The organism is Microbacterium sp. P5_B6 (genome assembly GCF_056400345.1).
The window spans coordinates 1-23,127 of record NZ_JBFULL010000009.1 but is presented as its reverse complement, the minus strand read 5'-3'; the positions used below and the strand labels follow the sequence as shown (position 1 = coordinate 23,127).

Below are 23,127 nucleotides of genomic sequence, written 5' to 3'. Positions count from 1 at the left end.
CGGCCGGTTGCTCGAGCGCAGGAATGCCGCGCGCCTGGGCGACCGCGGCCTCAGGGGACGGGCTTGCGTCAGCCTCGGAGTGCGAGCGCGAACGGGAGAACCGCCGTCGCGCCGGCTCGGCGCAGCTCGGCGGCGGCAACGGTCACCGTCCACCGGCTGTCGATCAGATCGTCGATCAGCAGGATCGGGCCGGCCGGAACATCGAGGCCGGCGGCGCTGAACCGCTGCCAGACACCGGCGAGCCGGAAGGCGCTGTTTCCGCCGGGCCCGCCCGTCGGCCCGCCGTCGACGAGGTCGAGGGTGCCGAGCATCGGCATCCGTCCGACTGCGGCGATGCCGCGCGCGAGGGAGTCGACGAGCTGCGGCTTCGATCGTGACGGCATCCCGACCACCGCGACGGGGCGTTCACTCCACGCCCACTCGGCGAGCACCCGCACGCAGGCAGCGAGCACATTCGGCGGAACCGGCGTGTCCGGTGCTCCCGCTGCAAACACCTCGCGCAGGGTTCCTCCCCACCCGAGGTCGGTGAGCCGCGCGAGCGCACGGCCCTCGTCGGCCTGCTCGTCGGCGGGGATGCGACCTCGAACCGGCACACCGAGGCGGTCGGCCCCCGTCGGCCACTGGCGGCGCGGTTCGATCGGCACGCCGACCCGATCGAGGGCGGCGGACGCGGCATCCCTCGCATCGCCGTCGATCGCGGAGGGGAACCAGGCGCCCGCGCAGTTGTCGCAGCGACCGCACGGCGCCGCGGTCGCATCGTCCAGGGAACGCTGTAGGAACTCCATCCGGCATGCGCTCGTCTCTTCGTACTCGATCATGTGCTGCTGCTCGGCGATGCGCTCCGCGGCGATCCGGCCGTAGCGGTCGTCGTCATACGTCCACGGCTGGCCCGTCGCGATCCAGCCGCCCTGCACGCGCGAAACCGCGCCGTCGACATCGAGGACCTTGAGCAGCAGCTCGAGCGGAGTGCGGCGGATGTCGACCATCGCCTCGAGCGCCGGCGTCGACAGCGGTCCTTGTGAGCTCGACAGGGCTGAGATGACGCGCTCCGCCCGGTCGCGGTCCGGCATCGACGCGGTGGCGAAGTAGTGCCAGATCTCGCGATCTTCGACACCGGGGAGGAGGAGGACATCCGCGGATGCTGTCGCGCGCCCCGCGCGCCCGACCTGCTGGTAGTACGACACCGGCGACGAGGGCGCCCCCAGATGGACGACGAACCCGAGATCCGGCTTGTCGAACCCCATCCCCAAGGCGCTCGTCGCGACGAGCGCCTTGACCCGATTCGCCTTCAAGAGGGACTCGGACTCCTCGCGCTCGTCGGGGTCGGTCTGTCCGGTGTACGCCCGCACGTCGTACCCGCGATCCCGCAGAAGCCGCGCCGTGTCGTTCGCGGCGGCCACGGTGAGCGTGTAGATGATGCCCGACCCAGGGAGATCGCCGAGATGGCTGATGAGCCATGCGAGCCGGCTCAGCGCGTTGGGCAGTCGCAGCACCCCGAGCCGCAGGGAGGTGCGCGCGAGCGGGCCGCGGATGACGAGGACGCCGGTCTCGTCGCCGCTCTGATCGAGCGCACCCAGCTGCTCTGCGACATCCGCCACCACACGGCTGTTGGCCGTCGCGGTGGTGGCGAGCACCGGGATTCCTGCCGGGATGCGCGCGATGAGGTCTCGGAGCCGGCGATAGTCCGGACGGAAGTCGTGGCCCCAATCGCTGATGCAGTGCGCCTCGTCGACGACGAGGAGCCCGATCCTCTGCACGAGCTGGGGGAGCTGCTCGTCGCGGAACGACGGATTGTTGAGCCGCTCGGGAGACACCAGCAGCACGTCGACCTCGTCGCGGTCGAGCTGTGCGAGCACATCCCGCCACTCGTGCGCGTTCGTGGAGTTGATCGCGACCGCCCGCACCCCCGCACGCTGGGCGGCCGCGATCTGGTCTCGCATGAGAGCCAGGAGAGGCGAGACCAGCACCGTGGGTCCTGCTCCGCGCCGTCGCAGCAGCAGCGTCGCGACGAAGTACACCGCCGACTTGCCCCACCCGGTTCGCTGCACCACGAGAGCCCGGCGGCGCCCCTCGACGAGTGCCTCGATCGCCTCGAACTGCCCGTCGTGGAACTCGGCGTCATCCCGCCCGACAAGGGTGCGCAGGACATCGAGGGCCTGGCTGCGCACGGGAATCATCGAGGTCATGCGCTCCACCCTGCCTCATGCCACCGACGCTCGCCCGAGCGTGGACCTCTGGTGACAGGTCAGCTGCACCGCCAGCAGGTGCACCGCGCGTGTACAGGTGGCGCAGTGGCTGAATCGCTGAGTGTCAGAACTCGCCGTAGCTCAGCCCGTCCGTGCTGAGGTTTCCACCGACCTGCAGGATCAACTCGACCTCCCAGCAGGAGTCCCCGTCGAACGTGAAGGTCTCTGAAGTCTCAGAGTAGGCGCCGCCCGGCCCGAATGCGTGATCCCATCCGTACCACTCCTGACCCGCTCCGTAGGTGAGGTCGTATGTGCCGAGTGGCACAGCAAATTCGGTCGTGGAGCCAGGAGTGATGAATACGTCCCAGACTGTTGAGCTGCCTTGCTTGAGCTTGACGTAGTAGGCCTCGCTCCCAACCGGAACCGAGATGGAGAGGCAGCCGTTGCCGCCGTTGCCGGCTACGCCCTGTCCGTTGGCCGGCCACGGCGCCTCGGGCTGAGCGAAGGCCGGCTCGGCCTCCACAGAGGAGGTGTCCTGGTCATAGTCGGAATCGGAGTAGTCGCTCGAGGATGCTGATTGCGCGCATCCGGTCGTCAGAAGGATCCCGGCCACTGCGACAGAGACGGAAAGTAGACGCACCCTCCGGCGACGGGCCAGCGAGGGGCGGTCTGCCTTGTCGGACGTCCGCACAAGCGGCTTCATATTGTTCTCTCTCAGTCGGAATCGTTGGATACCCCTGGCGACCGAAGTCCCACGCGGAGTAGATGTATCCCTCGTTTCTATCAGAGCTGTATGAGTTTTCTATGCGAGGGTTGTTGCTTTCTTATCTCGGGTCGGGTGGCCAGCAATATGCGTCCATCTATTCCTCTTGCCGTCGCTAATGTTAGTGACTAACATTCTCCTGTGGACAACAAGAAATCCAGAACGCACGCCGCCCTGATCGGGGCCGCGCTGGAGCTGTTCGACGAGCAGGGGTACGAGGTCACCACGGCGGCGGCGATCGCCAGGCGGGCGGGGGTCACTGAGATGACCTTCTTCCGGCACTTCCCGTCCAAGGCTGCGGTGCTGATCGATGACCCGTACGATCCGCTCATCGCGGAGGCAGTGGCGGGGCAGCCGGCAAGCCTTTCGCCGCTGCATGCCGCGATCGCCGGCGTTCGTCAGGCCTGGGAATCCGTGCCGCCCCCCGAGGCGAGCGCCGTGCGCGATCGCTTGCGGATCGTGTCGCGCACACCTTCCCTGCGCGGCGCGCTGGCGCGCAACAGCGAAGCGACGGCCGATGCGATCGCGGGAGCCCTGCGATCCCGCGGCGCTCGTGGGGCAGAAGCGAAGATTGCGGCGGCGGCGACGATCGGGGCGCTGAACGCGGCCCTTCTGGACTGGGCAGACGGCGGGGAGTCCCACCTCGAATCAGCCGTCGAGGGTGCACTGCGGGTGCTCGCCGGAGGTCGACCGTGATCGCGCCGCTGATTGCCGCCGGCGCAACCCGCGCCTTTCGCAACGGATCGGGCGTCTTCGACATCGACCTCGAACTGCATCCGGGCAAGATCGTGGCGCTGGTGGGGCTCAACGGCGCCGGTAAGTCGACGCTCATGCGGGTGCTGCTCGGCATGCTCCGTCCGCAGCGCGGCGAGGTTCGCCTCGCAGGCGAGTCCCTGGCCCGGGCCTCGAGCGAAGCGTGGGCAGCCGTTGGCCATCTGGTCGAGTATCCGCTGGCGTATCCCGAGCTCACGGTTCGGCGCAATCTGCAGCTCAGTGCGCGGCTGCGTGGAGTGCGCACCGCCGACGCCGCCGTCGACGCGATCGTCGCGGAGCTCGCGCTCGAGCCGTATCTGGAGCGTCGAGTCCGATCCCTGTCGCTGGGCAATCGGCAGCGCGTCGGCCTTGCCGCCGCCCTCCAGCATGACCCGCGCGTCATCGTGCTTGACGAGCCGACCAATGCGCTCGACCCCGCGGGCGTCATCCGCCTGCGCGAGAGCCTGGTGCGCCGGGCGGGAGAAGGCGCGGCCGTTCTGGTGAGCAGCCATCACCTCGACGAAGTCGCCAGGATCGCCGACCGGATCGTCGTCATGAACGCCGGTCGGCTGATCGGGGATCTCGACCCGGCGACGAGCGAGATCGAGCGGGCGTTCTTCGAGGCCGTGCGCATCGACGATGAAGGAGTGCGGCCATGAAGCCGGCGATCTGGGCAGAGATGCTCAGGCTGGCCGGTTCCACCGTGGGGAGGGTCGGGTCGATTGCGATCGTCGCCGGCATCGCCTCGCTCAGCGCCGCCATGCTGCTCGCCGCGGCCTCGGGTGACCCGCAGCTGATCGCGAAGCTCGGCCCCGCGGCCGCCCGCGATTGGACGGGCTTCTTGCTCGCCGCCGCCCAGATCACATCGGCGGGCGGTCTGCTCGGGTTCGGCGTCGTCCTGTCATGGATGTTCGGACGTGAGTTCGGTGACGGCACCATCACCGGGCTCTTCGGTCTCCCCGTCCGGCGTTCGACGATCTCTCTGGCGAAGCTGGTCGTGTACGGGGGTTGGGCCGTAGTCATGAGCATCGCGCTCGCCGGTGCGCTGCTCCTGCTCGGTGTCGCGGCGGGTCTCGGGCTCCCGTCAGACGACGCATGGCCGGCGCTGGCGCGCCAGGTCGGACTGGGCGCGATGACCGCAGCCGTCGCGGCACCCATCGCATGGGCGGCGACGCTCGGCCGCTCCGTGCTCGCGGGCGTGAGCACCGCCATCGGCCTCGTCGTCATCGCTCAGGTCTCTGTGCTCGCGGGTGCGGGAGCGTGGTTCCCGCTCGCCTCCCCAGCGCTGTGGGCCATCTCTTCCGGAGAGGCCGCTACCCCCGGACAGCTGCTGCTGGTGCTTCCCTACGTCGGGGTCTTCGTGCTGCTGACCGCGGCATCCTGGCGGACGATGCAGCTCGACCGGTGACAGGCCGCCACCCCGTCGCAACGGAGGGATGAGCGCGGGCTGCTCGTCGGCAGCGCACTGCCTAGCTGGTCGGGTCGATGAAGAAGGTGCGAAGGCTCGTGATCGTCCCGTCGGCGACGGTGATGATGTCGATTCCCCGGGCGACGGGAGCACCTGCCGGACCGAATGCCCAGCCGAGCGCGCCGACGTCGTCCGCGGCATAGCGTGGCCCGTCATCCACGAACACGAAATCGCTCGGCGCCTCGGCGAGGAGTGCCGCCGCTTTGTCCTCCAGGGCTGCTCGTCCGTGAACGGCGCCTTCGGGATCGGTGAAGACGACGTCCTCCGAGTAGACCCTCTCGATGGCCGCGCGTCTGGTCACGGGATCTCGGTTGCCGAACACGTCGTGAAGGTTGGCCGCAAGAAGCTCCGAGACGCTGGTCATCGCTTGTCCCATCGATGTGAAGGATCGGGTTTGCCGTTTCAACGCCGGGGTGCCGACGGACTATTCCGTGAGGGCTTGGCTCCGGGGATCGCGTCCCGAGCCGTTGCCGAGGCGCTCCAGCGAAGCTACGCCGCATCGACACTACGGTGGGGTGTGCCGATGAACGATTCATTGCCCGACCGTCCAGCTCCCGACAACCCGTCGGGCAAGCTGGTTCTCCTGCGCCATGGGGAGACGGAGTGGTCCAAGAGTGGGCGGCACACCGGACTCACCGACATTCCGCTCACTGCCCGAGGAGAGGATCTTGCCCGGGGTGCCGGCAAGTTGGTCGCCGGCTACGATTTCTCCCTCGTCCTGACTTCCCCGTTGCAGCGTGCACGACGGACCGCTGAGCTCGCGGGACTTCCTGCCCACGTCGACCCCCTCCTCGTCGAGTGGGACTACGGCGGGTACGAGGGACGCACGACGCGCGACATCCGGAGCGAGCTCGGCTACAACTGGAGCGCGTTCACGCACGGAGTCATTCGCGGGCTGACGCCGGGTGAGACGGTCGAGGAGGTCGCTGCACGCGCCTCGCGCGTGCTCACGCGGGTGCTGCCTGCGATGACCGAGGGAGATGTCGCCCTCGTGGCGCACGGGCACTTCCTGCGGGTGCTTACCGCCGTCTACCTGCGGTTGGCCCCACGATTCGGGGCCCAGATCACCCTCGACGCAGGATCAGTCTCGGTGCTGAGCTTCTACCGCGAGCAGCCGGCGATCCTGTCGTGGAACTACGGACTCGAGTTGCCCCTGGTGCCCTCAGAATCGTGAGTGCTGCGTCGGCGCTTGGCGGAGCGGATCGGCGTGTTGATGTCGGCTGGTTGCTGCACGACGCCGCCCGTCATACGCAGCAGAGTCGTAGAGGTCAGTGCGCCGGCGGCGAGGATCCCGGCGAGCACCACCAGCTGAAAGCGCCCCGCCTCAAAGGGTGAGGCGCCGGCGAAGATGGCGCCTACGAACGCACCCGGCAGTACCACGATCCCCGTCGTCCGTGTCTGGTCGATCCCGGGCAGGAGCGCGGTGCGAATCGCCCCGCGGGCGAGGTTCCGTGCGGACTGCCACGGAGTAGCGCCCAATGCGAGCCAGCCCTCCACTTCGCCCCAGTGGTCGTGGAGAGCGCCTTGGTAGATCCGCTGGGTGAGGATCGCCACCGTCATCGTGTTGCCGATGATGATGCCGCCGATCGCCAACGCGTAGCGGGGCGAGAGCTCGAGTGCGCCACTGGCGAATGCGACGGCCATCACAGCAAGCGGGCCGATCGTCATCGCCAGCGCCAGCGGCGGGACGCCACGCCAGGACATCCGGGCGCGGCGCGCAGCGGTCCAGATGGCGGCGACCAGCATCACCAGCAGCCCCAACGCGACAAGCAGCGGGTCCTGGATGATGCCGGCGAGCACGAAGCTCAGGAGGGTCAGCTGAACGGCTGCGCGCCCCAGTGCCCACACTCCGGCCCAGGGCGCCGGAACGCGCATCGCCGTGAGAGCAGCGGTGGCGATCGCCGCCAGCACGACGACGGCGATCGCTGTCGACATCCATGGCGGCAGAGCATCCATGATGCCGACGATAGGCGACGCGCAGGGCAAGCCGTCCGACGAGGCGGGCAAGCGCGCCCCACCCGCCCCGAGCCGACTCACGGCAGCAGTGTGTCCTCTTCGATACGCACATACTCGTCGATCAGTCGCATGGCGCGTGCGGCGAGACCGTTCCCGCTCGACCGTTCACGTGTGAGCGCGTCCCGCATGCCATCGGCGTCCTGCTTTCCCGATGCCAGCGGGGGCAGGAGCGGGATGGCCGGATCGGTCCGGAACTGCAGCACGTACGGCCGGTCGGCGCTGAACGCCCGCTCCCACGCGCCGGCGAGGTGGTCGGGCTGGTCGACGACCTCTCCGGCGAGACCCAGCAGCTTCGCGTAGCCGGCATAGTCGATCGGCGGGAGGTCCTGGCTCGCCGGGTAGCGCGGCGCGCCCTCCATCTCGCGCTGCTCCCAGCTCACCTCGGAGAGCTCGCCGTTGTCGAGGACCGCGACGACGAAGCGGGGATCATCCCAGCCCTGCCACTGGGATGCCACAGTGATGAGCTCGCTGAGGCCCGTCATCTGCATCCCGCCGTCTCCCGCGAGCACCAGCACAGGTCGCGACGGATCGCTGCATTTCGCCGCGAAGCCGTACGGCACACCGCATCCCATGCTGGCGAGCGTGCCCGAGACGTGAGCGGACGCCCCGGCCGGCAGGATCAGCTGCCGGGCGTACCAGTACACGACGCTGCCCACATCCAGCGCGATCGCCGACCCCTCAGGCAGCTTTCCGACGAGCGCCGCCACCACCGCCTCGGGATTGAGCGGCTCGGCCGAGACCCGCGCGCGGGCGCCCTGCACGTCGTGCCATCGCCCCACCTGCGCTTCAACTCGTGCCCGCCATTGGCCGTCGTCGGACGGCGAGAGCAGGGGAAGGAGCGCTCGAAGGGCGGCACCGGCATCCGACGCAATCCCCACCTCCACCGGATACCTGTCGCCGATCCGCCGAGGATCGATGTCGATCTGCACCGCCCGGGCCTGTCCAGGAGCTGGGTAGTACTCGGTCCAGGGGTCGTTGGAGCCGACGATGAGCAGGGCGTCGCATTCGGCGAGGACCGCGGCGCTGGCGGTGGTACCGAGGTGGCCCATCGTTCCGGCTGCAGGCGGATGCCGCTCGTCGATGTAGGGCTTGCCGAGGAGACTCGTCGTGATCCCCGCGCCGAGCTTCTCGGCCACCTGGATGACGGCATCCCCCGCCCCTTCCACCCCCCGCCCGACGAGCAGGGCGGGACGCGCCGCCGCGTTGAGCAGGTCGGCCGCGGCTCTCAGATCCTGCTCTCGAGGGCGCACGTCCGGCCAGACGAAGGTCGCCGCAGTGAGCACGACACCGTGCTCCTGGGGGTGCTCGGGCGCGGGTAGCTGCTGGACGTCGTGAGGCAGGATGACGACGGCCGGCCCTCCGCCGCCTCGGGCGTTGCGGAACGCCTCATCGATGACCATCGGGATCTGCTCGGCGGTGGAGGCTTCGGCTACGTACGTGCCGACCTCCGCGAACAGGGTGCGCAGATCGACCTCCTGCATATAGCCGGAGCCCAGGACGCTGCGGTGCTGCTGCCCGATGAGTGCGACCACCGGGACATGATCGAGCTTGGCATCGTAAAGACCGTTCAGCAGGTGGATGGCGCCCGGACCCTGCGTCGACAGCACGACTCCGACGGCGCCGCTGAACTTGGCCTCGCCGACCGCCATGAAGGCCGCGTTCTCTTCGTGGCGGGCCTGCACGAACACGGGACCGCGCTGAGAGCGGCGCAGCGCATCCAGCAGTGGGTTGATGCCATCCCCGCTGTAGCCATAGATCCTGTCGACGCCCCAGTCGAGGAGCCGGGCCACGATGGCATCGGAAACGGTCGGCGGCTCTCCCTCAGTCTGCTTGTCCGGACGGTCCTGATCGCTCATGTCGCACTCCTCGCCTTTCCGGTCACTCGCGGCACGGTAGATCCGCTTCGGATGCCGCGACAGGGGTCTTGACATGAGCCCGTCGGAGTTGCATCTCGGCGGCGTCAAGGGGGTCGGTGCGCCGGCTTCCCGGGCGGAGCATCGGGTCATGGCAATCAACAGGGAGCACAACGATGCTCGTGGGAGCGACGACGACACCGAGGCGGTGGAGCAGGTCGTCGAAGAGGTCAGAGACGACATCCGGCACGGTCAAGTGGACGACGATGTCAGCCACGTCCTCGAAGAACGACTGCACGAGGCCGGAGTGGACCTTCGCCCCGAAGTGATCGACGACCTCGCCGAGGACATCGAGAACGACGTCTCGATCTGATGCCTGAGTGGTGTCGTCGGGCGTCCGTGCTCGGGATCTCGACGCGATCATCGAGCGGAACCACMCGACGTCGACCGCGCTGTGCGCCCGACTTTCTGTGCGGCGACAGCCGCAGCGATCAACACGCCGGCAAACGCCAGCAGCACGAGAGCTCCCGTGGGCACGGGAGTCCGAGCACCCTCGACCGTGTACCGCAAGCCCTGGCTCGGTTTCGCTGTCGGCCACTAGCCTGGCCGACGAGCGGGGACGAACGACCTCGAGGTGTGGAGACGATCATGGCCGGAACCGATGAAATCCTGAAGTCACTGCCGGTGGATGAGATCGCAGCGAAGCTCGGGGTGGACCCGAGCGTTGCGCGGCAGGCGATCGAAGAGGGCGGCGCGACCATCCTGACCGGTCTGCAGCGGAACGCGCAGACGCCGGAGGGCTCGCAGGCGATCCTGAAGGCCCTCGACAAGCACTCGGACACGATAGCTGACGGACCAGTCGATGTGGACCGCGTCGACACCGCGGACGGACAGAAGATCCTCGGGCACATCTTCGGCGACCAACAGCACGCCGTCGCGCAGAAGCTCACGTCGGAGCCTCAGACGGCGGGCATTGATTTCGGGAAGCTTCTGCCGATCCTGGCGCCCATCGTGCTCGGATTGATCGCAAAGAAGCAGGGCGGCGCGACAGGCCAGGCCGGATCCGGCGCCGCCAGGGGCGGAGGCGGCGTCGGGGACATCATCGGTGGACTGCTCGGGGGCGGTGGATCGGGCGGGGGCGGACCGGCCGGCATCGACATCGGCGGACTGCTGGGCGGGCTCTTCGGGGGGAAGAAGTAGGTACGCAGCGGAGTAGCCCCAACCGCACGCATACATCAGAACCCCCGAATCCACGTTCAGGTTGTGGTCAGACCACACCGGTATGGTTGAACGCATGAGCGACCTGATCCTCCATACGAAGAGCCGAATCGCGGGAAAGAATGCCGACGTGCATATCTACTCGAACCGCATCGAGTGGTCGAAGATGCCGCACGGCACCGGAGTGAACATCACTGCGATCGTTCTCGCATTCTGTACGGCATTCATCAGCCTCATTTGGCTTCGACCTTCATTCAAAGTGCAGGAGACGGAAACGATCCCGGCGTCGAAGATCTCGTCAGTTCAGACGAAGAAGGACGGCCCCGTGAACACGATCGTCACCGTCGTCACGTCCGGTGCAACGATTGAGTTCCGCACCTCGCACGACAAGGCGCAGATGATCAGTCGCACTCTTTCGTCCCTCATCACGGCCTGAGGATTCGCTTCGCCTAGGCGATGATCGCCGGCCCACCTGAGCACCGTGGGCTTGTCGAGAGAGATCTTCGGATTCCAGCACGTGGGACTGCGGCTTCCGGCTGGTCAATCGCTGGCTCGATACGCAAGAAGGACGCCCGAGCGGGGCGTCCTTCTTGTCGCAGGAGCGGCCTAATCCGCAGCGACTGGGTGCGGTGCTTAGGCCGCTGTCGTTGTCGCCGGCACGATAGAGGCTGCAGAGCGACTGTTGATGCGTGCTTGAACGATCGTCTGCCCGATCCACCCCAGGAGGAGCAGAAGCGCGTAGTTCGCGCCCTTGCTGGCACCGGTCACGCTCTCGATCGCCTTGGAGAGCGACCAGAAGTACCAGAAGAACGCAAAGGGGACAAGCAGCCACCAGGTGGTCATCGCTTTCGCACCGTTGCGGTTCATGTCGCCGCGCGTCTTCGCGCACCAGACGATTGAATAGATGCCGAATGTGATCAGCGGGAGCCAGAAGACGGCGGCCGCCGAGCGGTGCTTAAGGTTCAAATCGCGTTCTTTCTGATCAGCGATGAGGGCGAGAGTTGGTGCACGCGGTACGCGCACCTTGCGGCGCAGGGCGTCGAATGTGGTCATCGAGAGGCCCGTGGAGGAGTGTATACCCGCCGTCATCCTGGGATTTATCAACCTATCGAGCCGCCTGACACATGCCTACGAGCGCAGAAAGACAGCAGCGATCTGGCATGCGGGACGGCGACGTTCCGTCCCGGGCCCGCAGGGCTTGGTCAATGCGTGAAATTTCGCAGCCCGGGTGTGGTTGCCGGTCCACGCGCTGGCCGAAGCGGGGGACTACTGCAGGTTGAACAGAAGGGACTGCGAGCGCGAATCTCTGTAGGTGGTGCGGCCCTGTGCTCGCGCAGAGGTCGCTGCCTACGGCCGCTCGCCAGCCGTCGTGCGCACGTGCGATTCGATCACGTCGAAGCCGACGGCGAGGCGGACAGATCGGCGGTCAGAGCTTCGCGCTCGTCGAACACGAAGCAGTCACCGGTGAAATGATCGCCGCCGACCTGCTCGAAGTATCCGAGGATTCCGCCATCCAGCTGGAACGCATCGATGCCTTCCGACCGAAGGTAGATGGCCGCTTTCTCGCAGCGGATGCCGCCCGTGCAGAAGCTCACGACCGTCTTGCCCTGGAGATCCGCGCGGCGTGCGGCGGCGGCATCCGGGAATTGGGTGAATCGCTGGATGCGCCAGTCGAGGGCGCCCGTGAACGTGCCGTAGTCGACCTCGAACGCGTTGCGCGTATCGAGCAGGACGACTTCGCGACCCGTGTCGTCGCGACCTTGATCGAGCCAGCGTCGGAGAGTCTCGGGCGCGACAGCGGGTGCGCGATCCACGCCGGGATTGATGGCGGGGTGATCCATGCGGATGATCTCGCGCTTGACCTTGACGATCATCCTGCGAAACGGCTGCTCGGCCGACCAGCTCTCCTTGGTCGTCAGCGCGGCGAAGCGCGGGTCTTCCCGCAGGGCGTTGACGAAGCCGCGCACGGCGTCCGGGTCTCCGGCGAGGAAGAGATTGATGCCCTCCTCAGCGAGAAGAATCGTGCCCTTGAGGTTCGCAGCTTCGGCGCGATCTTTCAGGACAGGGCGCAGAGTCGCGGGGTCGCTGATCGCCGCGAATCGGTAGGCGGAGATGTTCAGGACCGAGGGCACGAGCTCAAGCGTACGAGGTGGCTCCTGAGCGTTCGGTTCGCTCGTGACCAAGTTGAGACGATCACCGCGCGGCGATGAGGCTGCCAATGGGGCCGCGAGGTCGGCGGCCAGCCAGAGCATCGGCTCGTGGACATGATTCTCATAGCGAACGCTTTTGGCAATCCACTGCTCCTCGTGATGCGAGCGCGAAGGCCGGTGCACCCGCTCGTCGCGGAAGATTCCGAGCCGGTACGACGGACGGATCTTTGCATGTCAACCCTGCCCGGCTCGGGTCGTCCAGCGGCTACCGTGGCCGATCTGCGAGTCGGAGGAACAGCATGAGCGGACACAAGAATGAGCACGGCAACGGCACCGCGGGCGTGCACTCGGAGCCGATGACCGAGAGCGAACAGGTTCGACGAGACATGGCGTACAGCCCTGCAAGCGAAACCGAGACCGAGCGCAAGCAGGCCGACCCCGTGCCGGAAACCATCGACGCGGATGTCGCAACGGAAGATGTTCGCGCGGTGCCAGGCACCGGTGGTCCCGATGACGTGGGTGACGTGGATGTCGACCCTGAAGACCTGCACCTCCCCTGGCGCGAGAGGGATAAGGCATGAAGCAGCGCAGATTGGCGGGACGACAGGTTTCGGCGATAGGGCTGGGCGCCATGCCCTTGTCGATGAACAACGACAAGAGGTACCCGTCTTTTGAGGATGCCGTCGCCACGGTGCGCGCCGCGCTCGACGCAGATGTCACCCTCATCGACACCGCCGACATCTACGCTCCCGACGGTGAGGAGATGGGGCACAACGAACGCATCGTTGCCGAGGCGATCCGCACGTGGGACGGCGACTCGTCGAGCATCTTTGTCGCCACCAAGGGCGGCATCACGCTCGGGGAAGACGGCGCCAAGGGACGCAATGGGTCTGAGTCGTATCTGCGCTCAGCCGTGAAGAAGTCCCTTGAGATCTTGGGCGTCGACCAGCTCGACCTCTACCAATACCATCGTCCCGACCGCACCCGGGTTTACGCCGACATCATCGCCGGTCTGAAGTCCCTGCACGATGCCGGCCTCGTCCGTGCAGTCGGCATCTCCAACGCGAGCGTGGAAGAGATCCAGATCGCTCTCGATGTGCTCGGCGAAGGAAACCTCGCCAGCGTGCAGAATGAGTTCTCGCCGAAGCATCCGGGAAGCATCGACGAGCTGCGGTTTTGTGCGGACCACAACATCGCGTTCTTGCCGTGGAGTCCCCTCGGCGGCACCGGTGGAGGTGCCAGCAGCGTCGGCGACCGGTTCTCTGCTTTCCGTGAGGTGGGCGATGCGCACGGTGTCAGTCCTCAGCAGGCCGTGCTCGCGTGGGAACTGGCGCTCGGCCCGCACGTGATTCCGATCCCGGGTGCGCGGCGTGCAGAGTCGATCACCGACTCGGCGAAAGCCGCGAGCCTGGAACTCGCCGCCGATGAGGTGACGCGGCTGTCGGCGTCGGTCGGGATCTTCGACTGACGCGACGATGGGCTGAGAGAGTCGCCGCGAACAAAGTGGCGCCGTATGGCGTCGTTACGACAACTATCGGGCGGTCGCTGGTGTCTCAGGCCGATTTCGCGTCCCTCAGTGGGTCGCCGCGTCGTCAAGGGCTTGGTCAAGACTCTGCGTCCCCGTGCGGGCTCCGTGCAGCTGAGGGAGAACAGGCCGCCCATACACTCTGCGTGTGGGATTGTTTCGGCGCAYGGGGGACGCGAGGGCCGCGCCAGAGCCGGCGGTGGCAACGTTGTGGCGGGTGGACCAGTACGACGGTCGGTCCAGGATTCGCGTGCTGGCGACCCAGCTGRAGAACCGCGAGCCGAGTCCTGCTCGACGTCGCCAACTTCTCGCCGAGTGGGTGGAGTTCCTGTCGGTCGACGCGAACATCGTCGAGCTGAATCTTGCGTCGCGGACTCCGCAGGAGCTGCTCGACGCGACATCCGGGCAACGCGGACTGCGAAAGCTGGCGGTGGAATGGGGTCCATATCGTGACGTGTCCGCGTTGTCGACCCTGCAGAAGCTCGAGGATGTTGCGCTCGGCGGCGCCACGGGCGTCAACTCGCTGGAGCCATTGATATCGTTGCCGGTCCTGTCGCGACTGTACGTGTCGCAAGCGCACAGGGCGGATGGCACCGTGCTCAGGGCGGCGGTCGGGCTCCGGGATCTCTGCCTCGGAAACGCCAGCCTGGGTTCCGATCGTCACTTCGACCTTCCCGACCTCCGATGGGTCAGCACGCTCGTCGAGCTCCGTCGGCTCGAGCTTCCAGGAACCCGAATCATCGACCCGGATCTGACACCGATTCTCGACCTCCCGCATCTAGAACAACTGGGGCTTCCGCTGCGCAGGTCTTACCGGAAGCAGGTATTCGAGTTCGCGTCCCACAGCGAAGTCTTCGCTCAGGTCGCTAAGAGCTACGAGGAATACGACGCCTTCGTAAACTCCACACGAGGCCGATAGCGGCCCCTGAGCGGACCGTTCGCCGACCCGGCTGCCGTTCGCAGAAGATCTTCAGGAGACCGCTCGTCAGTCGAGCAGATGACGTAGGTATCGTTCGGGGGAGTCGAGGTAGGACTTCCAATGGCGGACGAGCTCGAGGTCTTCCCAGCTCGTCGGGCGGATCCCCCAAGACCCGACTTCCAAAATGGCGGCGCCTGGTGTCGCGGCGAGAACGGGTGAGTGGGTGGCACAGAGGATCTGTCCGCCCTCGTCTGCGATCCGGCGCAGCGTTGCGATCAGCGTGAGTGTCGAGGTGAACGACAGTGCCGCTTCCGGCTCGTCCAGACAGTAGAACCCGGGCGAGTCGAAGCGGCTGTCGAGGATCGCGAGGAATGACTCGCCATGGCTCATCTCATGAAAGCGCGGTTCCGGTCCGTTCGACGGATTGGCTTCGAGATAGGTGTAGAACGAGTGCATCGTCTCGGCGCGGAGGAAGAATCCCCATCGGCTGGCACCGGCGCCCCGCTGCAGCCTCAGCCACTCTGACAGTGGCGACTCGGTGGCTCGGGTTTGGTGACGCGCGTAGGTCGAGCCTCCCTCCGGGGACATTCCATACGCGAGCGCAATGCCCTCCAGGATGGTCGACTTGCCCGAACCGTTCTCTCCCACGAGGAACGTGATCCCGGTGGTCAGCCGCAGTCCCTCAGCAAGGATCTGCCTCACGGCAGGGATGCCGCCCGGCCACTCATCAAGCCCGGAGGCAAAGTGGTCATACGCGGAGATGGCCACGACGGGCGGTTGCGAGGGACGCACACGACCAGTTTCGCAGTCCCGTTCGGAGCCACCCGCGGGAACCAGCCAGGACGGTCCGCCTGATGACGAGGAGGGCCAAGATGCGCAGAGACCAGCCCACCCCTGGAAACGCCTGGCCGCACGAGATGCAGATCGCTGTCGATGAGCCGTGCGCGCTCTCCACAATGCCGTCCGGGAGCGAGGCTGCGACCTCGCTCCCGGCTGCTCGCACCCCGTTGCTATTCGTAGCGGAGCGACTCGACCGGATCAGCCCGCGCGGCGCGCGCGGCCGGCAGGGTTCCCGCGAGGAACGCGATCGCCATCACCACCACGATGATCACGACGATCGACATCGGGTCGAAGGCGATGAGGTTCAAGCCCGGCAGGTCCGAGAGCAGCGTCGTCGAGAGCGCCGAGCTCAGGGCCGTGCCCGCGAGCATGGCGATCAGCACGCCGATGGCACTCCCGAGGAATCCGATGAAGGCCGCCTCGAGGCTGAACAGGCTGAAGACGCGTCCGTTGCCCATGCCCATGGCTTTCATGAGGCCGATCTCGCGCGTGCGCTCCTGGACCGACATGAACAGTGTGTTGACGATGCCGAAGCTCGCCGCGAGCAGGGCGATGATCGCGAACGCGTTCAGCACGAGCACGATGCCGTCGATCACGGTCTTGAACATGCCGAGCTGATCGGCGACGGTCGACCCGGTGTATCCCGCATCCGCGAGTCTGTCCTTGAGGGCGCTGATCTCGTCGTCGGTGGTGTTCGGGTCGAAGAACACGCTCGCCTGGGCGTAGCGCTGCACCTCGTCGGCCGGCACTCCGATGTTCTGGGTGTCGAAGAGCTGATCGCTCAGCGCCGTGTTCGGCACGAGGCTCGCCCCGGTCGGTGACGCCAGGCCCTCTTCGGCGACGCCGACGACGGTCGCCTCGACCAGGTGCTGCGTGCGCTCGGCGTCCGTGATCGCGATGGTCACGCTCTGCCCGATGGCGCTTTCGCTGTCTCCGAGCCCCATGGGCTCCACGAACGAGACGGGCAGTACGAGCTGCGGCGCGGTGGCACTGTCGTCGGGTTCGGTGCCCGATTCCAGCGCGATCGTCTGCCCGGCGATCAGGCTCCCGACGCCGATCACGTACTTGGTGCCATCGCCTGCCTGGATGTAGTCGGCCGAGATCGAGCGCGTCGGCACGACGTCGGTGACGCCCTCGATGCCCGCCAACTCGTCGAGGTCGGCGGGGGTGAGCGCCACGACGGTCGATCCGGGAGGGCCGGGCTGGCCGCTGGCAACGGCATCCGGATCGTATTCCACCGGCCCGTCAGCGGCGACTCCGGTCGCGCTCTCCTGGGTCTTCGTGACGGTCATGACGTCGGCGGCGCCGATCGAGGTCACGGTGTCGTCGATATACGCGTTGATGCCGGTGCCGAGGCCACTCGTGAGGGTCAGGGTGAACGCGCCCACGAAGATCGCGAGGATCGTCAGGATCGTGCGGGTCTTGGAGCGGAAGGTGTTCGAGACGGCGGAGCTGATCAGGTCGACGGTTCTCATGCCGCCACCGCCCCGGAGTCTTCGACCAGCAGGCCGTCGCGGATGAAGAGCCGTCGATCGCAGCGGTTCGCGAGATCTTCGTCGTGCGTGACGACGATCAGGGTGATGCCGTTCTCGCGGTTGAGCGCAAACAGGATGTCTTCCACGATCGCGCCGGTGACGGTGTCCAGGTTTCCCGTCGGCTCGTCGGCGAAGATGATGCGCGGGTTGTTCACGAGTGCGCGCGCAATGACGGTGCGCTGCTTCTGACCGCCCGAGAGGTTCACAGCCTTGTTCTTGGCCTTGTCGTCGAGCTCGAGCTGCTCGAGCGCGGCATGCCCGCGCCGGCGACGCTCGGAGCGGCCGACCCCGGCGATCTTCAGCGGCAGGATCACGTTCTCGAGCACCGAGGAGTTGCCGGTCAGGAAGAACTGCTGGAAGACGAACCCGAACGTCTTGTTGCGCGTGCTGTTGAGCCGGCCACCGCGGAGGGTCGAGGTGTCGACGCCCTCGAGCTCGACCGTGCCCGACGAGGGAGCGTCGAGCAGGGCGAGCACGTGCATGAGAGTGGACTTGCCCGAGCCGCTCTTGCCGACGATCGCGATGCTCTCGCCCTCGCGGATGTCGAAGCTCACTCCCTTCAGCGCATCGAAGCGGTTCTGGCCCCGGCCATAGGACTTGTGCACGTCCCTGACAGAGATGATCGGCGTATTCATGAGACTCCTGGTTGCGAGTGGACCTCCAGCGTCGCTGTTCGCGTCGAGCGCGGCATCCCCCCGCGGGGGACACTTCGACTACTGCGATCGCGGTACTCCGCATGCCGCGCGGGGTGGATGCCGGTGCCCCGCCTCGCCCGTCACACTGGTCAGATGACACGCGACGTCGACCGGCAGAGCAGCCCGCGCGGGTGGCATCCGGACGTGCCCGCGTGGGTCGGTGACGTCATGGCCGCCGTGTTCGTCGTCGGATCGGCCTTCCTTCCCTTCCCGCAGGTTGACTTCCGCCCGAGCGACGTGTTCACGTTCGCACTGGTGCTGGCCCCGGCGGTCGTCCTTCCCCTGCGCCGGCGGTGGCCCATCGCGGTGCTGGCGGCGTGCGTCGCGCTGTACGGACTGACGGCGTTCACCGGGTCGCTGTGGCCTGGGGTCATCCTCGCCATCGCGATCGCGATGTTCGGTGCCGCGAACCGGTCGCCTCGTCGGGCTGCGTTCATCACGTCGCTCGTCACGATCGGGGTCATTCTGCTGATCAACGTGCTCGCGTCGCTGTCGAGCCTGCTCGACCTCCGCGCCTTCGCGGTGGTGGTGACGGTGGCGTTCGCGGCGGCCGCGGGAGACGGTGCGCGCTCGGCGCGCGAATACATCACCGCCATCACCGAACGCGCGGAGCGTGCCGAGCAGACGCGCGAGTCGGAAGCGCGGCGGCGTGTGTCTGAGGAGCGCCTGCGCATCGCGCGCGACCTTCATGACGCGGTGGCGCACGAGATCGCCGTGATCAGTCTCAATGCGGGCGTCGCGTCGTCGGCGATCGAGTCGCGACCTGAGGCGGCGCAGGAGGCAGTGCGCACGATCCGCACGGCGGCCCGCACCGTGCTCCGCGAGATCGGCACCATGCTCGACGTGCTGAGGACGGATGACGACGATCCCGCCCTCTCTCCGCAGCCCGGGCTTGAGAGGCTCGACGAGCTGGTGGGCCGATTCACCGAGGCGGGGCTGACGGTGACCGTCCGAACAGACGGCGATCTCGCCCGCGTGGGCGCGACGACGGGTCTCATCGCGTATCGCGTGGTTCAGGAGAGCTTGACGAATGCCCTCAAGCATGGCGCCGAGGCGAGGGCTCACGTGCTGTTGCATGTCGGCGACGACGCGCTTCGCGTCGTCATCACGAATCCCGTCGTGCTGCCGGCCGACGCTGCCGAAGATTCGGGCGGCTCCGGGCTTGGAATCCTCGGTCTCCGTGAGCGCGTGGCCGCCGTGCGCGGAGTAGTCGAGATCGGCCCCCATCCCGGAGGATGGCGGGTGGCAGCGACCCTGCCCTTCACGAAAGCAGGCCAGGCATGATCACGGTGCTCGTGGTCGACGACCAGCCCCTCATCCGCCAGGCGGTGTCCGACATCCTGTCCCACGCTGACGGTCTCGACGTCGTGGGAGAGGCAATCGACGGCAACGAAGCGATCGCCGCGGCAACGCGGCTGCATCCGGATGTCGTCGTGATGGACATCCGGATGCCGCGCCTCGACGGCATCGCCGCCACTGCCGCGATCTGCGCCGACCCGGAGCTCGCCTCGACAAGAGTGCTGATCCTCACGACATTCGAGGAGGACGAGTACATCGTGGCGGCGCTGCGCGCCGGCGCGAGCGGGTTCATCGGGAAGGGATCCGAGCCCGACGAGATCGTGCACGCTGTGCAAGCCGTGAGCGAGGGCGAGGCCCTGCTCTCTCCGGTCGCGACCCGCAGCCTCATCACGAGGTACCTCACTCCGGCCGATCCGGCACACGCCGCCGCGCGCGGCATCCCTCCCGATCTCGAGTTGCTCACCGATCGCGAACGCGAGGTGCTCTTGCTGGTCGCGCGTGGGCGGTCGAACCAGGAGATCGCGGACGACCTGTACATCTCACCGCACACCGCCAAGACCCATGTGAATCGGGTCATGGCGAAGGTGCACGCACACGACCGAGCACAGCTCGTGATCCTCGCCTACGAGAGCGGGCTGCTTGCCCCGGGCTCCTGAAACCATCCCTCAGCGGGGGCCGCTCCCAAGATCGGTGACAACCGTCTCGCATACGACCCGCCCAGTGACTCCGATGGTTTGGCGCGGGAGATCGATCGCGAATCCGGGCAGCTTGCCGTCGCCGTGGGAGGTCGGCACACTGAGGTCAGGCAGCTACCTGAGGGAGGAATCGTGGGGACAGGGACGGTTTCGGACCCGTGGGTGCTGCGAACCGCACCCGGCACCTCGGAATACACGATGTACCGGGATGGGGACCAGCTTGTCTGCCAAGTGGGCAGCACCCGCCTCACGTACGCGGCCCGTGCGATCGAGGACCTTCACAAGTGGCTGATCGAACAGGGAGACTGGGTCGCGCTCGGGGCAGCGGATGAACAGAAGCCCGCCGCCGAAGGCACCGTCGAAGCGTGGGGACGGTCCGTGTCCAACCCAGTGGGCGGTTGGTACGGCACCCGCAAGGGCTACCGAGGACGCTTCGGGATGTACCTTCCCCCTCTCCTGGAAGCGCTGGGATTAGTCGAACTCGAGCACAACGCACGTAACAACCGGGTTCGAGCCCTCGCCGCGACGTAGCTCCGCCACCGGCCCGCCTCAGCGTACGGAGATGGGTCGATTCAGGCCTTCTTGCCTTCGAGCGCATGGTGTCGACGTGTACGACGCGCTTCCCGGCGACATGGTCCGGGGCTCGAGAACGCGGCGGCGTCTAGCTGAGCACCGCCCAGCCGTGCGGTGAGAGATGCACGCGACTGCCTGCGATTCGGGCGTCGCCGGCGAGGACCGATGTCGCGCCGCCGGCCGGCACCGCTACGGGTGCGTGGCCCAGGTGCAGTGCGGTGGTTATCGCGCCGCCTTCGGCGGTCGTGCGGAATACGAGCGTCTCGTTGGCGCGGTGCAGGATCTCGGTGGGGGCGTCATGCAGCCACGGCATCCGTCGCCTGAGCGAGATCAGCTCGCCGGTCAGGCGCATCGCCTCGCGCGAGTCGGCGTCCAGTTGKGAATCGACGAACGGATGCCGCGGAAATTCGGGTCGCACCGCGTCGTCACCGCCGAAGCGCTCTTCCTTGATCGCGTGAAAGGCATACTCGTCGCCGGCGTAGATGCTCGGTGTTCCGCCGATCGTGAGCAGGGTCGCGAGCGCATGGGGCAGATGCCGCGGGTCGCCGATTGCGGTGGCGATGCGAGTGACGTCGTGGTTGCCGATGAAGGTGCTCGGGACGAAGGTGTCGAGGAGCGTCGTGTGGCGCTCGATCGCGTGCCCCAGCTCCCAGAGGTTGCGCTCGAGGAGGCCGTGCCAGATTCCCTGCCAGAGTTCGTACTGCGTGACGGAGTCGACGCCGGACGCACGCACGAATTGCGCTTTGTCGCCGTGGATCACCTCTGCGGTGAACCACGCCTGCGGATGCCGGGCAYGTACCCGCTCGAGCACGATCGACCAGAAACGTGGCGAGACGGCGTACGCGGCATCCAATCTCCATCCGTCGATCCCGCGATCGAGCCAGTGCACCATGATGTCGGCGACGAAGTCCTCGACCAGCGGCGAGTCGTGGTTGAGCGCCACGAGCTGATCGTGACCCTCGAAGACCTCGGCGCGGATGCGGTCGCCAGGCTTCCATCCCGCCCAGTCGATCAGGAACATGTCCGCCGTCGCCGCATCGGGCCCCTGCTGTTCAAGGAGACGGAAGAGCTCATGTCCACGCCCGATGTGGTTGAACACGCCATCCAGGATCACCCGCACGCCCAGGTCTTTCGCGTGATCGATGAGCCGCTGCAGGTCCGCATCGTCACCGAGGCGAGGATCGACCCGGTAGTGGTCGAGCGTGTCGTAGCCGTGCGTCGCCGAGCGGAAGACCGGTCCGAGCAGCAACCCGTTCAGGCCGAGATCGATGACGTGCTCGAGCCATGCCTCGACCCGGTCGAGCCGATGGTGCACGTTCGTCTCTGGCGCGGTCGGCCGTATGGTGGCGCCGACGAAGCCCAGCGGGTAGACGTGCCACCACATCGAGTGACGCACCCAGTCGGGATCACGGTTCGATCGAGCGATATGGCTGTCAGGTGACACGGGAGTCCTCGAATCGAGTCGCAAACAGGCTACCCCTCGGGGCCAGGGCGGACACTCTCAGAAGTTCGGTCTCGTGGTCGCCTCGCCGGTGCGGGGCACCGGTGCTCAGAAGGGGTCCCTCAACGGGACAGGACCTCACCGCAGAGGATCGCCCCACAAGGCAACTCCCGGACAAGATCGATGGGATCAGTCCGCGGAACGCCATCCTAGGATGGTGGTTACATTCATTCCTCGATGAACTCGGCGGGACGCAGTGAAGGCACGTCGCCCCAAACTTGGCTCAGTCATTCAAGTCACGCTGCCAAATGGCCGGTATGCCTACGGGCGCGTCTTGCGCGATGGCGCGGTGGCGTTCTATCGACAGACCACCGACAATCCGGGTGAACCTCCGATCGGAGATCGCGACTGCCAATTCGTCGTCGGCGTATACAACGACACATTGCGCTCCGACGACCTGCCAGTAGTGGGCCTCGATCCAGGTGCAGACGCTGAGGACGAGTGGCCACCTCCACAGCTCGTGAGAGATCCAATCACCGGTCGGGCGCAACTTTATGAGCGTGGCCAGATGCGGGCCACTACCGAGGCCGAAGTGTCGGATCTAGAGCCAGTGGCGGCATGGTCTCTGGAGCACCTCTTGCCCCGGCTTGTGACCGGCGAGAACCCGTGGTTCAAGTAGTTGGATGCTCCGGCACCTGGGAAGCGGTCCCCAACGCGACAGAAGMAAGAGCGAGCGCGGATTCCCGACGCTTCAGCTCCGGTCCTTTACTGCGACACCCGACTGCCGGACGAGGATTGGCTATCGGACCGCCGACTCGGCGGGTTCCGCATCCAGATGAGACGTGCTTGCCTTGGTGGCATGACTTACGCCGTCGTCTCGGTGCATTCACCGAAGCCCGAACACCGGGGAGCGGTGCTGGACTCAATGCAGCGTTACAGCCRCGTCGCTCGAGAGCAGCCGGGGTTGAACTGGACCGGAGTCGTGGACGACGGCAGCGGCCGTCTCGTGGGCATTGCGCTTTGGGACTCGGAGGAAGCAGCGACGGCCGCACGCCCCGCTCTCATGGCCGCTGTCGGCGACGATCCCTTTGAAGTCTGGGATGAGCACCCGATCGACGGGCTGCGCGGCACGATTCGCTGAGTCCGGAAGTCGGCTCGATCTAAACCGCTGAGTCCGGAAGTCGGCTCGATCTAAACC

26 protein-coding genes are annotated in these 23,127 nt (G+C 66.9%); 15 read left to right on the top strand and 11 right to left on the bottom strand.

Features of this window, described 5'->3' with window-relative positions; translation table 11 throughout:
- Positions 1-68: 68 nt before the first annotated feature.
- Positions 69-2,186 (bottom strand): RecQ family ATP-dependent DNA helicase, encoded by a 2,118-nt coding sequence (locus AC1DP3_RS13330; protein WP_477294017.1) that lies wholly within the window; start codon positions 2,184-2,186, stop codon positions 69-71.
- A gap of 124 nt (positions 2,187-2,310) precedes the next feature.
- The gene (locus AC1DP3_RS13325; protein WP_477294016.1) at positions 2,311-2,799 is read right to left on the bottom strand and encodes a hypothetical protein; all 489 of its coding nucleotides are present in this window, start codon (positions 2,797-2,799) and stop codon (positions 2,311-2,313) included.
- A gap of 291 nt (positions 2,800-3,090) precedes the next feature.
- Here AC1DP3_RS13325 and AC1DP3_RS13320 point away from each other — a divergent pair, with 291 nt between their 5' ends.
- Genes AC1DP3_RS13320 through AC1DP3_RS13310 form a run of 3 tightly spaced genes read left to right on the top strand, consistent with a single transcriptional unit; the run spans position 3,091 to position 5,110 of the window.
- Positions 3,091-3,645 (top strand): TetR/AcrR family transcriptional regulator, encoded by a 555-nt coding sequence (locus AC1DP3_RS13320; protein WP_477294014.1) that lies wholly within the window; start codon positions 3,091-3,093, stop codon positions 3,643-3,645.
- On the top strand, positions 3,642-4,361 hold the full coding sequence (locus AC1DP3_RS13315; RefSeq protein WP_477294013.1) for an ABC transporter ATP-binding protein: 720 nt from the start codon (positions 3,642-3,644) through the stop codon (positions 4,359-4,361). The genes AC1DP3_RS13320 and AC1DP3_RS13315 overlap by 4 nt, the downstream gene beginning before the upstream one ends.
- Entirely contained in the window at positions 4,358-5,110 is a 753-nt protein-coding gene (locus tag AC1DP3_RS13310; protein WP_477294011.1) for an ABC transporter permease, read from the top strand. Before AC1DP3_RS13315 ends, AC1DP3_RS13310 begins: the two co-directional genes overlap by 4 nt.
- A gap of 61 nt (positions 5,111-5,171) precedes the next feature.
- Here the strand turns inward: AC1DP3_RS13310 and AC1DP3_RS13305 are convergent, their stop codons facing one another.
- Positions 5,172-5,534: a nuclear transport factor 2 family protein gene (locus AC1DP3_RS13305; protein ID WP_477294009.1), complete on the bottom strand. Its 363-nt coding sequence runs from the start codon at positions 5,532-5,534 to the stop codon at positions 5,172-5,174.
- Positions 5,535-5,693: 159 nt separating this feature from the next.
- Between AC1DP3_RS13305 and AC1DP3_RS13300 the strand changes: the two genes are divergently transcribed.
- A complete protein-coding gene (locus AC1DP3_RS13300) occupies positions 5,694-6,344 on the top strand; it encodes a histidine phosphatase family protein (protein ID WP_477294007.1) in 651 nt (216 codons plus the stop codon).
- Here the strand turns inward: AC1DP3_RS13300 and AC1DP3_RS13295 are convergent.
- Together AC1DP3_RS13295 and AC1DP3_RS13290 are read right to left on the bottom strand one after the other, a co-directional pair.
- Positions 6,305-7,126, bottom strand: a complete 822-nt coding sequence (locus AC1DP3_RS13295) for an ABC transporter permease (RefSeq protein WP_477294005.1) — start codon at positions 7,124-7,126, stop codon at positions 6,305-6,307. The two genes, AC1DP3_RS13300 and AC1DP3_RS13295, sit on opposite strands and share 40 nt — an antisense overlap.
- Positions 7,127-7,203: 77 nt before the next feature.
- Positions 7,204-9,042, bottom strand: coding sequence for a thiamine pyrophosphate-requiring protein (locus tag AC1DP3_RS13290; protein WP_477294003.1), 1,839 nt, complete (start codon positions 9,040-9,042; stop codon positions 7,204-7,206).
- Positions 9,043-9,190: 148 nt separating this feature from the next.
- On the opposite strand from AC1DP3_RS13290, the gene AC1DP3_RS13285 reads away from it, so the two are divergent.
- The 3 genes from AC1DP3_RS13285 (at position 9,191) to AC1DP3_RS13275 (ending at position 10,693) form a co-directional block, all read left to right on the top strand.
- Complete coding sequence (locus tag AC1DP3_RS13285; protein ID WP_477294001.1) at positions 9,191-9,412, top strand: hypothetical protein; 222 nt, start codon at positions 9,191-9,193, stop codon at positions 9,410-9,412.
- Positions 9,413-9,687: 275 nt separating this feature from the next.
- Positions 9,688-10,239 carry a DUF937 domain-containing protein gene (locus AC1DP3_RS13280; protein WP_477294000.1) on the top strand — a complete coding sequence of 184 codons (552 nt, stop codon included), beginning with the start codon at positions 9,688-9,690 and terminating at the stop codon, positions 10,237-10,239.
- Positions 10,240-10,333: 94 nt separating this feature from the next.
- Positions 10,334-10,693 (top strand): hypothetical protein, encoded by a 360-nt coding sequence (locus AC1DP3_RS13275; protein WP_477293998.1) that lies wholly within the window; start codon positions 10,334-10,336, stop codon positions 10,691-10,693.
- A 197-nt stretch (positions 10,694-10,890) separates the two neighbouring features.
- Here AC1DP3_RS13275 and AC1DP3_RS13270 read toward each other — a convergent pair whose 3' ends face one another.
- Together AC1DP3_RS13270 and AC1DP3_RS13265 are read right to left on the bottom strand one after the other, a co-directional pair.
- Entirely contained in the window at positions 10,891-11,310 is a 420-nt protein-coding gene (locus AC1DP3_RS13270; protein ID WP_477293997.1) for a DUF4234 domain-containing protein, read from the bottom strand.
- A 335-nt stretch (positions 11,311-11,645) separates the two neighbouring features.
- Positions 11,646-12,389: a sulfurtransferase gene (locus tag AC1DP3_RS13265; RefSeq protein WP_477293996.1), complete on the bottom strand. Its 744-nt coding sequence runs from the start codon at positions 12,387-12,389 to the stop codon at positions 11,646-11,648.
- A 317-nt stretch (positions 12,390-12,706) separates the two neighbouring features.
- Between AC1DP3_RS13265 and AC1DP3_RS13260 the strand changes: the two genes are divergently transcribed.
- From AC1DP3_RS13260 to AC1DP3_RS13250, 3 genes are all read left to right on the top strand, one after another.
- Positions 12,707-12,988, top strand: coding sequence for a hypothetical protein (locus AC1DP3_RS13260; RefSeq protein WP_477293995.1), 282 nt, complete (start codon positions 12,707-12,709; stop codon positions 12,986-12,988).
- Complete coding sequence (locus AC1DP3_RS13255; protein WP_477293993.1) at positions 12,985-13,875, top strand: aldo/keto reductase; 891 nt, start codon at positions 12,985-12,987, stop codon at positions 13,873-13,875. Before AC1DP3_RS13260 ends, AC1DP3_RS13255 begins: the two co-directional genes overlap by 4 nt.
- Positions 13,876-14,086: 211 nt before the next feature.
- Complete coding sequence (locus AC1DP3_RS13250) at positions 14,087-14,851, top strand: hypothetical protein (RefSeq protein WP_477293991.1); 765 nt, start codon at positions 14,087-14,089, stop codon at positions 14,849-14,851.
- A gap of 66 nt (positions 14,852-14,917) precedes the next feature.
- Here the strand turns inward: AC1DP3_RS13250 and AC1DP3_RS13245 are convergent, their stop codons facing one another.
- The 3 genes from AC1DP3_RS13245 to AC1DP3_RS13235 all read right to left on the bottom strand — a co-directional run bounded on the left by AC1DP3_RS13245 (position 14,918) and on the right by AC1DP3_RS13235 (position 17,861).
- Positions 14,918-15,643 (bottom strand): AAA family ATPase, encoded by a 726-nt coding sequence (locus tag AC1DP3_RS13245; protein ID WP_477293989.1) that lies wholly within the window; start codon positions 15,641-15,643, stop codon positions 14,918-14,920.
- Positions 15,644-15,861: 218 nt separating this feature from the next.
- Positions 15,862-17,166, bottom strand: a complete 1,305-nt coding sequence (locus AC1DP3_RS13240) for an ABC transporter permease (RefSeq protein ID WP_477293987.1) — start codon at positions 17,164-17,166, stop codon at positions 15,862-15,864.
- Positions 17,163-17,861: an ABC transporter ATP-binding protein gene (locus AC1DP3_RS13235; protein ID WP_477293985.1), complete on the bottom strand. Its 699-nt coding sequence runs from the start codon at positions 17,859-17,861 to the stop codon at positions 17,163-17,165. The genes AC1DP3_RS13240 and AC1DP3_RS13235 overlap by 4 nt, the downstream gene beginning before the upstream one ends.
- A 153-nt stretch (positions 17,862-18,014) precedes the next feature.
- Here AC1DP3_RS13235 and AC1DP3_RS13230 point away from each other — a divergent pair, with 153 nt between their 5' ends.
- From AC1DP3_RS13230 to AC1DP3_RS13220, 3 genes are all read left to right on the top strand, one after another.
- The gene (locus AC1DP3_RS13230; protein ID WP_477293984.1) at positions 18,015-19,205 is read left to right on the top strand and encodes a sensor histidine kinase; all 1,191 of its coding nucleotides are present in this window, start codon (positions 18,015-18,017) and stop codon (positions 19,203-19,205) included.
- Positions 19,202-19,876 (top strand): response regulator transcription factor, encoded by a 675-nt coding sequence (locus AC1DP3_RS13225; protein WP_477293982.1) that lies wholly within the window; start codon positions 19,202-19,204, stop codon positions 19,874-19,876. Before AC1DP3_RS13230 ends, AC1DP3_RS13225 begins: the two co-directional genes overlap by 4 nt.
- 123 nt (positions 19,877-19,999) lie before the next feature.
- Positions 20,000-20,446, top strand: coding sequence for a DUF6855 family protein (locus tag AC1DP3_RS13220; protein WP_477294179.1), 447 nt, complete (start codon positions 20,000-20,002; stop codon positions 20,444-20,446).
- A 130-nt stretch (positions 20,447-20,576) separates the two neighbouring features.
- Here the strand turns inward: AC1DP3_RS13220 and AC1DP3_RS13215 are convergent, their stop codons facing one another.
- Positions 20,577-21,932 carry an alpha-amylase family glycosyl hydrolase gene (locus AC1DP3_RS13215; protein ID WP_477293981.1) on the bottom strand — a complete coding sequence of 452 codons (1,356 nt, stop codon included), beginning with the start codon at positions 21,930-21,932 and terminating at the stop codon, positions 20,577-20,579.
- Positions 21,933-22,185: 253 nt separating this feature from the next.
- Between AC1DP3_RS13215 and AC1DP3_RS13210 the strand changes: the two genes are divergently transcribed.
- On the top strand, positions 22,186-22,608 hold the full coding sequence (locus tag AC1DP3_RS13210; RefSeq protein ID WP_477293979.1) for an Imm26 family immunity protein: 423 nt from the start codon (positions 22,186-22,188) through the stop codon (positions 22,606-22,608).
- A 180-nt stretch (positions 22,609-22,788) separates the two neighbouring features.
- Positions 22,789-23,070, top strand: coding sequence for a hypothetical protein (locus AC1DP3_RS13205; protein ID WP_477293977.1), 282 nt, complete (start codon positions 22,789-22,791; stop codon positions 23,068-23,070).
- Positions 23,071-23,127: the final 57 nt, after the last annotated feature.